10 protein-coding genes are annotated in these 10,133 nt (G+C 70.9%); 5 read left to right on the forward strand and 5 right to left on the reverse strand.

The genetic code is table 11. The annotated features are described in order from the left end of the window. Window positions 1-259: 259 nt before the first annotated feature. From R6V09_RS36100 to R6V09_RS36120, 5 genes are all read left to right on the forward strand, one after another. A complete protein-coding gene (locus R6V09_RS36100; protein WP_317885688.1) occupies window positions 260-952 on the forward strand; it encodes an ABC transporter ATP-binding protein in 693 nt (230 codons plus the stop codon). Continuing rightward, window positions 939-3,008, forward strand: a complete 2,070-nt coding sequence (locus tag R6V09_RS36105; RefSeq protein WP_317885697.1) for a YhgE/Pip domain-containing protein — start codon at window positions 939-941, stop codon at window positions 3,006-3,008. The genes R6V09_RS36100 and R6V09_RS36105 overlap by 14 nt, the downstream gene beginning before the upstream one ends. 62 nt (window positions 3,009-3,070) lie before the next feature. Beyond that, complete coding sequence (locus R6V09_RS36110) at window positions 3,071-3,700, forward strand: TetR/AcrR family transcriptional regulator (RefSeq protein ID WP_317885689.1); 630 nt, start codon at window positions 3,071-3,073, stop codon at window positions 3,698-3,700. A 366-nt stretch (window positions 3,701-4,066) separates the two neighbouring features. Further along, complete coding sequence (locus tag R6V09_RS36115) at window positions 4,067-4,693, forward strand: DUF4126 domain-containing protein (RefSeq protein WP_317885690.1); 627 nt, start codon at window positions 4,067-4,069, stop codon at window positions 4,691-4,693. A gap of 45 nt (window positions 4,694-4,738) precedes the next feature. Beyond that, entirely contained in the window at window positions 4,739-6,250 is a 1,512-nt protein-coding gene (locus R6V09_RS36120) for a phytoene desaturase family protein (protein ID WP_317885691.1), read from the forward strand. Window positions 6,251-6,253: 3 nt separating this feature from the next. On the opposite strand, the gene R6V09_RS36125 is transcribed toward R6V09_RS36120, so the two are convergent. The 5 genes from R6V09_RS36125 to R6V09_RS36145 all read right to left on the reverse strand — a co-directional run. Further along, the gene (locus R6V09_RS36125; RefSeq protein ID WP_317885692.1) at window positions 6,254-7,270 is read right to left on the reverse strand and encodes an SCO2102 family sporulation regulator; all 1,017 of its coding nucleotides are present in this window, start codon (window positions 7,268-7,270) and stop codon (window positions 6,254-6,256) included. A 56-nt stretch (window positions 7,271-7,326) separates the two neighbouring features. Beyond that, window positions 7,327-8,250 (reverse strand): methylenetetrahydrofolate reductase [NAD(P)H], encoded by a 924-nt coding sequence (metF, locus tag R6V09_RS36130; protein ID WP_317885693.1) that lies wholly within the window; start codon window positions 8,248-8,250, stop codon window positions 7,327-7,329. Between the two features lie 110 nt (window positions 8,251-8,360). Beyond that, window positions 8,361-9,017 carry a thiamine phosphate synthase gene (gene thiE / locus R6V09_RS36135; RefSeq protein WP_317885694.1) on the reverse strand — a complete coding sequence of 219 codons (657 nt, stop codon included), beginning with the start codon at window positions 9,015-9,017 and terminating at the stop codon, window positions 8,361-8,363. Between the two features lie 117 nt (window positions 9,018-9,134). Beyond that, a complete protein-coding gene (locus tag R6V09_RS36140) occupies window positions 9,135-9,506 on the reverse strand; it encodes an Rv2175c family DNA-binding protein (RefSeq protein WP_317885695.1) in 372 nt (123 codons plus the stop codon). A 64-nt stretch (window positions 9,507-9,570) separates the two neighbouring features. Beyond that, window positions 9,571-10,133 (reverse strand): oxidoreductase C-terminal domain-containing protein (locus R6V09_RS36145; protein ID WP_317885696.1); only part of this gene is annotated, 563 nt, incomplete at its 5' end.

Consider the following 10,133-nt stretch of genomic DNA (forward strand, 5'->3'; position numbering starts at 1 on the left):
CGCTCGCCGGGCCGGTCAGTGAGGGGGCAGGGCCGGGGGCGCGGCGCCGACGGGCGGCGGCTGCGGACGAGTTGGCCATGACGAACCTCCTGTCGTCGTGTGACGGCACGCCTGTCAGGTAGTGCCGTATGTGCCCATCGTGAGGTATGGCACTGACAATCCGTTCTGACCTGCGCTTTTGCTTCGATCGAAGGTTCGCGTTAGTTTTTGCACTGACCAGTCAGTTCAAAAAGAGTCGGGCAACAGGGGATGGGGAACCGTGGGTGGGGTCGGTGTCACGGCCGAGGACTTCGGGGTCAAGGGGCCGCGCGGCTGGGCGTTCCGGGGGATCTCCCTGGACGCCGGGCCCGGGTCCCTGATCGCCGTCGAGGGGCCGTCGGGGTCCGGGCGTACGAGCCTGCTGCTCGCGCTGACCGGGCGGATGAAGGCGTCCGAAGGGACCGCCCGCGTGGGCGAGTTGACGCTGCCGAAGCAGTCGGCGGCCGTACGGCGGGTCGGCGCACTGGCCAATGTCGCCGGGGTCACCGACCTCGACCCGGCGCTGACCGCCGGCGAGCATCTGCGCGAACGGGCGCTGCTGCAACGGCGGTTCGGGGACTCGATGCGCGCAATGCTGCGGCCTCGGTCCGAGCGGGCGGTCGAGGCGGGGCTGCGGATCGAGCGGGCGCTGACCGCCGCCGGTCTCGACCTCGACGACCTGCCCAAGGGGGCCCGGACCGCCGTACGGGATCTGGAACGGCCGCAGGAGTTGCGGCTGTCCATCGCGCTGGCGCTCGTCGGGCGACCGGCCCTGCTCGGTGTGGACGACGTCGATCTCAAGCTCTCGGATGCCGAACGGGCGGAGATCTGGGACCTGTTGAGGTCCCTCGCGGATTCCGGAACAACCGTCGTGGCGGTGTCCGCCGAAGGAACGGAGAAGGCCGACGCACGCGCCACGACTGGCCGCCCTTGAGCTCAGGCGCTTCGGCAGGGGCAAGCTGCCGCGCGCCGCGCTCGTCGCCCTCCTGCTGCTGCCACTGCTGTACGGCGCCCTGTACCTGTGGTCCTTCTGGGACCCGTACAGCCGCCTGGACCGCATCCCCGTGGCGCTCGTCAACGACGACCACGGGACGACGGCCGGAGGGAAGAAGCTCACGGCGGGCGACGACATCACCCGAGGACTGCGCGACAGCAAGACGTTCGAGTGGCACGAGGTGAGTGCGGCCACCGCGCGGAAGGGCGTCGAGGACGGCACGTACTACCTGTCGCTGACCATGCCGGCCGACTTCAGCCGACGCATCGCCTCCAGCGCGGGCGACTCCCCGGAAACGGGCGCGCTCCAGGTGCGCACGAACGACGCGAACAACTACATCGTCGGGCAGATCTCCCGGACGGTGTTCAGCGAGGTGCGCTCGGCCGCGTCCACCAAGGCCTCGCGGACCTTCCTGGACCGGATCTTCGTCTCGTTCTCCGACATCCACGGCCAGACCGTGAAGGCGGCCGACGGCGCCGATCAGCTCAAGGGCGGCATCGGTACGGCCGAGGCGGGCTCCAAGGATCTCGCCGACGGCCTGAAGGACGCCAAGAAGGGCAGCGGGAAGCTCTCCAAGGGCCTGAAGAAGCTCGACACGGGCGCGGGTGACCTGGAGGACGGTTCGCGTCAGGTGGCGGCGGGGACACAGACCCTCGCGAACACGGTCAACGGGGTCGCCGACAAGGTGGGGCCCTTCCTTGAGGACAACGAGAAGACCATCGGGGACACGGCTCAGTTGGTCGCCGACTCGGCGAAGACGATCCGCGCCAACCTCGGCACCCTGGTGAAGGCGGCCCCGGTCGCCGCCAAGGGCGCGCACGCGGCCTCGGACACCCTGGACGACGTCTACAGGGCGCGCTGCGAAACCGCCGTCCTTGACGACGCCGCCTGCCCCGACCTGAAGAAGGCCACTCAGGCTGCCTCCGACGTGGCGAAGGTAGCCGACGACGTCAACAGCCTGGTCGTCGACCAGAACGGCGACCTGAAGAAGCTCGACACGAATCTGCGCACCCTCCAGACGCAGGCCCAGGCGCTCGCCGACCGCGCACCGCACCTCTCCGAGGACCTCGACGACGCGGTGGCCAGGATCAACAAGCTGAACGACGGCGCCGGGAAGGTCGCCGCGGGCGCCAAGACCCTGCACACCGGGCTCGGCACGGCCAAGGCCGGCGCGACCGCCCTGGACACCGGTGTCGGCAAGCTGAAGACGGGTGCCGTGGACCTCAGCGGCGGCCTGTACAAGCTCGTCGACGGCTCCGGGAAGCTGGCCGGCGGACTGCACGACGGCGCGGCGCAGATCCCGGACTACGACAAGCAGGACCGCGACCAGCGCACCGGGGTCATGGCCGACCCGGTCCAGCTGGCCTCCCAGGACCTGCACAAGGCGCCCAACTACGGCACCGGATTCGCCCCGTACTTCATCCCGCTGTCCCTGTGGGTGGGCGCGATGGTCGCGTACATGCTGATCACGCCCATGAACCGGCGCGCGCTGGCCGCCGGTGCCCCGGCCCGGCGGATCGCGCTCGCGGGCTGGCTGCCGGTGGTGGCGGTCGGGGTGCTCCAGACGGTGGCCCTGATGGCCGTACTGCACTGGGCGATCGGTCTGGAGATGGCACACGCGGTCGGCACGGTCGGCTTCCTGTTCCTGGTGACGGCGTGCTTCGCGGCGATCGTGCAGTGGCTGAACGCGCGCTTCGGGGCGGCAGGCCGGATCCTCGTACTCGCCCTGCTGATGCTCCAGTTGACGTCGGCGGGCGGCACCTATCCGGTGCAGACCAGTCCGGGCTTCTTCAACGCGATCCACCCCTTCCTGCCGATGAGTTACGTGGTCGAGGCACTACGGAGGCTCATCACGGGCGGTGGCCTGGAACCCGTGTGGCACGCGTGCGTGGTGCTCGTCGCCTTCACCGCGGGCGCGCTCGCGCTGACCGCGCTGTCCGCGCGCCGCCGCCAGGTATGGACGCTGGACCGGCTGCACCCGGAGCTGAGCCTGTGACCTCGCCCAGGACCTCGACACCCGTGCCCACCGCCGGAGCCGGGCCTGTGACAATCAGGCCCATGGAAAGCAGCAGCACCCCGTCGGGCGGCAGCACGCGCCGCGAGGCCACCCGGCAGAAGCTCTACGAGGCAGCCGTCACGCTCATCGCCGAACAGGGCTTCTCGGCCACCACGGTGGACGAGATCGCCGAGCGTGCCGGGGTCGCGAAGGGCACCGTCTACTACAACTTCGCGAGCAAGTCCGTCCTCTTCGAGGAGTTGTTGCGACACGGCGTGGGCCTCCTCACCGCCTCTCTGAGGGAGGCCGCCGAGCAGACCGCGCGGGACGGCGGCAGCAAGGTGGACGCCCTGGACGCGATGATCCGCGCGGGCCTCGGCTTCATCGCCCGCTACCCGTCCTTCACCCAGCTGTACGTGGCCGAGCTGTATCGCACCAACCGGGCCTGGCAGTCCACGCTCATGGTGGTGCGCCAGCAGGTGAACGCCGCCATCGAGGACGTGCTGCACGCGGGTGTGGCGGGCGGCGAGTTCAGCCCCGAGATCGATGTCCGGCTGACGGCCGCCGCACTGGTCGGGATGGTCCTGGTGGCCGCTCTCGACTGGCAGTCGTTCCAGCCGGAGCGCTCCCTGGACGACGTCCACTCGGCGCTGTCCAGGCTGCTCCAGGGCAGGGTGAGCGGAGACCGCTGACCGCACGCACAGAAGCGCCGGTTCGTTGTGGCCGCGTCCCCCGCGGGCCGCCCCGAACCGGCGCTCCCTTGTGCTTCCCCCGTACGTTCCCCCTGTTGGAACCCCCGTTGGTCAGTCCCCCTGGGTTCCCCCGTGCCTCGCTTCCGCCGACGTTCCGGCGGAAGGAGCGGCCAAGGGCGCGGGCCCCGTTCCGCCGCCCCGTGTCGGCGGTACCGGAGCCGCGCCCCTTTCCGTGTCTCCACTCTCTCGTTCGCGCAGGTCGCACCCCATCCGCGCGCGTACTCATCTCACCCTCTAGGTACGCATACTCAGCCGTACGCACTCAGGCCCAGGACGCCCTGTTGCCGAGTGGTTACTATCGCCCCCGTGTCCGTACTCCCCCTGGTCTTCACCAGCGGCTGGGCCAGCGGCATCAACGCCTACGCGGTGGTGCTGCTGCTCGGCGTCTTCGGCGCGACCGGGGTGAGCGACGCCGTCCCCGAGTCGCTGCAACGCCCTGAGGTCCTCGTGACAGCGGCCGTGCTGTTCCTGTGCGAGGCGGTCGCCGACAAGATCCCCTACGTCGACTCCGTGTGGGACTCGGTGCACACCCTGATCCGGCCGGCCGCCGGGGCGTGGGTCGGCGCGGTGCTGGCCGGTCACAGCGGTTCGCTGAACGATGTGGTGGCGGGCTTTGTCGGCGGTTCGACGGCGCTGGCCAGCCATACGGTCAAGGCCGGGACCCGGATGGCGATCAACACCTCGCCGGAGCCGTTCAGCAACATCGTCATGAGTCTCGCCGAGGATCTCGGGGTCGGCGGGATCGTCTCGTTCGCGATGTTCCATCCACAGGCGGCGGCGATCATCGCGGCCGTGCTGCTGGTGGCCGGGCTGACGGTCCTGTTCTTCCTGATCTCACGGATCCGCCGGTTCCTGCGCCGCCGGGCCCAGCTCCGAGAGGAGAGACGGCTGGCCTCGCAGGTGGGAGGGCCACCGGACCGGCCGCCGTGGTGACGGCCCGTGACCGCACTGTCAGTGGCGGCCGATAAAGTCGCAGGCATGGCACGGATTGCGGTGATCGGCGCCGGCATGGGCGCGATGGCGACCGCTGCCCGGCTGGCCGTCGCGGGCCACCGGGTGGCGGTGTACGAGCGTACGGAGACGTACGGCGGTGCGGTGCGCCGCTTCGAGCGGGACGGTTTCTCCTTCGACACCGGCCCCGGGCTGCTGCCCGTGCCCGCGGTCTACCGCGACCTGTTCATCAAGACCGGCAAGGAGCCGCTGGAGGACCTGGTCGAGCTGGTCCAGGTCGACCCGTCCTCGCGGCACGTCTTCGCGGACGGCACGGAGGTGTCGTTGCCGAACGCCTCCCGCGCGGGCGTCGTCACAGCCCTGGACGAGGCGCTGGGCGGCGGCGCGGGGCAGCGCTGGGGCGACTTCCTGATCCGGGCCCGCGAGGCCTGGGACCGCACCCGCAGGCCCCTCCTGGAGGAGCCGTTGTGGCCCAACTGGTCGGTGCTGGCCGAGCAGGAGCCCTATCCGGCGGTCCCGCACAAGAAGCTGCTGCGCACGCGCCGGGCGAGCACCCTCACCGAGATCGGCGCCTGGGAGCTGCGCGACGATCGCCTGACGGCTCTCCTGGAGAGCCACGCGCTCGCGTACGGCCTCCATCCCCGGTCCGCTCCGGCGAGCGCGGCCGTGCTGCCGTACATGGAGCACGCCTTCGGTACCTGGTATGTGCGGGGCGGCATGCGGGAGTTGGCGCGTGCCGTGTACGAGCGGTGCGTGGCGCGGAAGGTCGAGTTCGTCTTCGGGGCCGAGGTCACCCGGGTCCTGGAGAAGGACGGGCGGGCGGCGGGGGTGGAGTTGAGAAACGGGACCGTGGTCGACGCGGACCATGTCGTCGCCGACGTGGACCCCGCGCGGCTGCGGGCCTTGACCGACCGCTCGCTGGACGAGGACGGCGATGTGCGGGCCGATCCGGACTCCCCCCGGCCGGTGCGGTTCTCGCTCCTGCTGGCCCTGCGCGGCTCGCGCGAGGCCGGAGCCGTCCACCGGACGGTCGTCCACGCCCCGGACCGCGAGGCCGAGTTGGACTTCCTGGCCTCCCCTGGAGGCGACGAGCCCCGCTGCCCCACGGTGACGGTGCTGCGCCCCGACGACCCCGCGCTCACGCCGGACGGCGAGCACGAGTCCGTGGTGGTGTCCGCCGTGTTGTCGAGCGAGGCCGACTGGGACGACGAGGGCACGGTTCGGCGCTACACGGACTTCCTCCTCGAAGCCGCCGGACGTGCCGTACCCGGGCTTCGGGAGCGCCTGTTGTGGCACGAGGTGCGCACACCCGGGGACACGGAGAGCGAGACCGGTGCCTGTTCCGGAGCCGTGCCCGCGCCCTCGCTCGCCGCCGGCCGGGGCCGTTTCCTGCACCCGGCGAACACCACGCGCCTGCCCGGTCTCTACCGGGTCGGCGGCTGGTCCCACCCCGGTGGTGGGCTCGCGCACGCCGGTATGTCGGGGGCGCTGGTGGCCGGACTGATCGTGGAGGGACCGCGGTTCAGAGGGTCTCAGTAGGCTTCAGAAACGGTACTGCTCGTCGTAGCCGGGGCCCGACTGCGGCTGCTGCTGTTGCTGCTGGCCGTCGCCCTGGTAGGGGTACTGCTGCTGGTCCGGCGGGAGTTCGCCGCCGTAGGTCTCGTCGTTGCGCTGCTGCGGGACCCACACCCCGCCGGCCGGGGTCTCGCCGACATAGCCGCCGTTGCCGTACTGGTCCTGCGTGTAGCCCTGTTGGGGATACTGCTGCTGGCCGTCGTAGCCAGTGTTGTCGTACGTGGCGCCGCCGTAGGTCTGGGTGCCGATGTACGGGTCGGAGTAGGCCGCGTACTGCTGCTGGCCGGTCGTGTCGTAGCCGTACTGCTGCTGGTCGTAGCCCGAGTAGTTGTTGTCGTAGCCGTACTGCTGCTGGTCGGCCGCCGCATAGGCCTGGTCCTGGGTCTGGCCGGCCGCCGCTGCCGCGTAGGCCTGGTCCGTACCCGCGTAGTTCGGGTCGGCGGCGTTCGCGTAGGCGGTGGCGCTGTAGACGCCGTAGGAGCCGGTGTCGTCCGGCAGGGGCTGCGGCTCGTAGACCGAGGTGGTCTCGGCGGCCGTGGGGTCGAGCGGCCGGTTCGGGGTGAAGACGTCGTCGCGGTCGTAGTCGTCGTTCTGGCCGAAGTCCGCCTTGTTCTGGCCGTACTCCTGGAAAGCGGGCTGGGCGCCGGTCGAGTCGAGACCCGAGGCGTCCAGGCCCGGGTCCTGCTCGTCCGGTTCGCCGCCGCGGCGCTTGAAGCCGCCGACGCCGGGTCGCCCGGAGACCGCCCAGCCGGCTTCGAAGCCGCGGCGGAACGACAGGGTGACGTAGGTCTGGCCGATGGCGAAGGCCACCGCGCCCAGTCCGATCACCACGACGGAGGGCATCAGTACGCCGAGCACGACGCCCAGGAAGCCGACGAAGGCGAGCAGTCGCCAGCGCAGCCGCGCCTTGTACTGCAGCAGCACCTCACCGAGCAACCACAGTGCGACGATGCCGAACGCGATGTAGAGGACCGTCCAGCCCATGTACGCCCCTCTCCCAGTGGCCGCTACGAAGTGTGTCGTATGTCCGGGCGGCCGGTCTAGGCCCGCGGTGGGTGGTGCAGGCCCAGGTTCTCGTAGATTTCCAGCGTCGCCGTGGAGTTGTTCAGGGTGATGAAGTGCAATCCGGGCACTCCCTCGGCCAGCAGCCTGGCGCAGAACTCCGTGGCGAAGTCGATTCCGATCGAGCGTACAGCCGCCGGATCGTCTTTGGCTGTGAGGATTCGCTCTTTCAAAGCGTCCGGGATGACGGCGTTGCTGAGTTGCGGCAGCCGCTCCAGCATCCGCACGCTGGTCACCGGCATGACCTCGGGGATGACCGGGGTGACGCAGCCCGCGGCCCCGACGCGGTCGCGCAGGCGAAGATACGACTCCGGGCGGAAGAACATCTGGGTGATCGCGTAGTCGGCGCCGGCCCGGCACTTGTCGACGAAGCGCCTGACGTCCGTGTCCCAGTCCGGGGAGCGCGGGTGCAGCTCCGGGAAGGCGGCGACGCCGACGCAGAAGTCGCCCGACTCCTTGATGAGCCGGACCAGTTCGGCCGCGTACGTCAGGCCCTGCGGATGCGCCACCCAGTCGGCCATGGGGTCGCCGGGCGGGTCGCCGCGCACGGCGAGGATGTTGCGGATCCCGGCGTCGGCGTACTGGCCGATGATGTTGCGCAGTTCGGCGACGGAGTGGTCGACCGCGGTGAGGTGGGCGACCGGGGTGAGCGTGGTGTCGGCGACGATCTGCTCGGTCTCCTTGACGGTGCCCGCGCGGGTCGACCCGCCGGCGCCGTAGGTCACGGAGACGAAGTCGGGGGCGACCGCCTCGACCCTCCGCAGCGCGCTCCACAGGCTTCGCTCACCCTTGGGGGTCTTCGGCGCGGAGAACTCGAACGAGTACGTGTTCTTGCCGGTCGCGAGCATGTCGCGCACCGTCCGTGCGCGATCAGTCCTGGTGGATGCGATTCCGAAGGCCATACCCGCAGGTTAGTCAGGGGACGGCGGTCACCCAACCGGAACCGGAAATTTGCCTGATTTGTCGCCCTGCTGTCCACCCACCGGACAACAGCGCGACACCCGGACGGCTCTCAGAGCTGCCGGAGCCGCTTCGCGAACTCGGCCGCCGCCGCGCCCGGGTCGTCGGCCTCGGTGATCGCCCGTACGACGACGACCCGGCGGGCGCCCGCTTCGAGCACCTCGTCGAGGTTGCCGAGGTCGATGCCGCCGATGGCGAACCAGGGGCGGTCGGTGCCCAGGGCGGCCGTGTACCGGACCAGGTCGAGGCCGGGCGCGTGGCGGCCGGGCTTGGTGGGGGTCGGCCAGCACGGGCCGGTGCAGAAGTAGTCCACGCCCTCCTGGACGGCGGCTGCGGCGGCCTCCGCGTCCGCGTGCGTGGAACGGCCGATCAGGACGTCGTCGCCGAGGATCGCGCGGGCCGCGGGGACCGGGAGGTCGCCCTGCCCCAGGTGCAGTACGTCGGCGCCGGCGGCGTGGGCGACGTCCGCGCGGTCGTTGACCGCGAGCAGTCTGCCGTGCCGGGCGCAGGCGTCGGCGAGCACCTGGAGGTGCTCCAGCTCCTCGGCGGCCTCCATGCCCTTGTCGCGCAGCTGCACGATGTCGACCCCGCCGGCCAGGACCGCGTCCAGGAACTCCGGGAGGTCGCCCTGCTCTCTGCGGGCGTCCGTGCAGAGGTAGACCCGGGCGTCGGCGAGTTCCGCGCGTACGGCGGCTGCGGTGTCGGGCATGCGTGTGTCCCCCGTTGTCGTTCGTCGTCGTTGCGCGGTGGTGCCGTGTACGGGCCGCGGGCGGGCGTGCCGCGGCCCGTACACCGGTCGGTCGTCCGGGTCAGCCGGTCGTCCGGGTCAGACGGCGAGCGCCTGGGCGCGGCGCTTCACCTCCGTGCCGCGATTCTCGCTCAGTGCCTGCGCGGGGGTGCCGGGCAGGCTGGGGTCGGGGGTGAAGAGCCACTCCAGCATCTCTTCGTCGGAGAAGCCGTCGTCCCGGAGGAGCGTCAGGGTCCCCGTGAGGCCCTTGACGACCTTCTGCTCGGTCCCGTCGATGAAGGCGGCGGGGACGTGCAGCGCGCGGTTCTCTCCACGGCGTACGGCGATGACTTGGCCGTCCTTGACCAGCTGCCGCACGCGTGTCACCTCGACATCGAGCATCTCTGCGATGTCGGGCAGCGTGAGCCAGGCGGGGACGAGAGCATCGATCTTTGCGTCAATCTCGGTCACGTAAACAGCGTGCCATCCCGGACTGACAGTCGGAAGCCGGGCCGGTCCGACCTGGGGTCGCAAACTAGGCGATAGCGGCCTTCATCGGCAGAGAAGGGTCCGCCAGCGGCTCGGGATTCATCGGGGTGCCCGACTCGATCAGGCGGCGGCCCTGGGCCAGGTCACGGGGGCGGCCGACCGCGAGAAGGGCCACCAGGCGGTCCTCGCGCAGCCAGCAGACGGTCCAGGCGGGAGTGGACGGGTCACCGCGCCACAGGGTGGTGTCGGCGGACGCGTGATGGCCCGCGTACTGGACGAAGCGGCCGAACTGCTCGGACCAGAAGTACGGCACCGGGTCGTAGACCGCCGGGGTCTGGCCGACGATGTTCGCGGCGACCGTGCGCGGGCCCTGAAGGGCGTTGTCCCAGTGGTGGACGAGAAGTCGCTCGCCATACCTTCCCGAAGGGAAGGAGGCGCAGTCGCCGACCGCGTACACGTCCGGCACCGAGGTGCGCAGCCGGTCGTCGGCCACGACCTCGCGGTGTGCGCCCAGCTCGATGCCGGAGTCCGCGAGCCAGCCGGTGGCGGGGCGGGCGCCGATGCCGACCACGACGGCTCCGGCGGGCAGCCTGGTGCCGTCGTCGAGGA

Origin of the sequence: Streptomyces sp. W16 (assembly GCF_033194735.1) — a bacterium.
Lineage (GTDB): Bacteria > Actinomycetota > Actinomycetes > Streptomycetales > Streptomycetaceae > Streptomyces.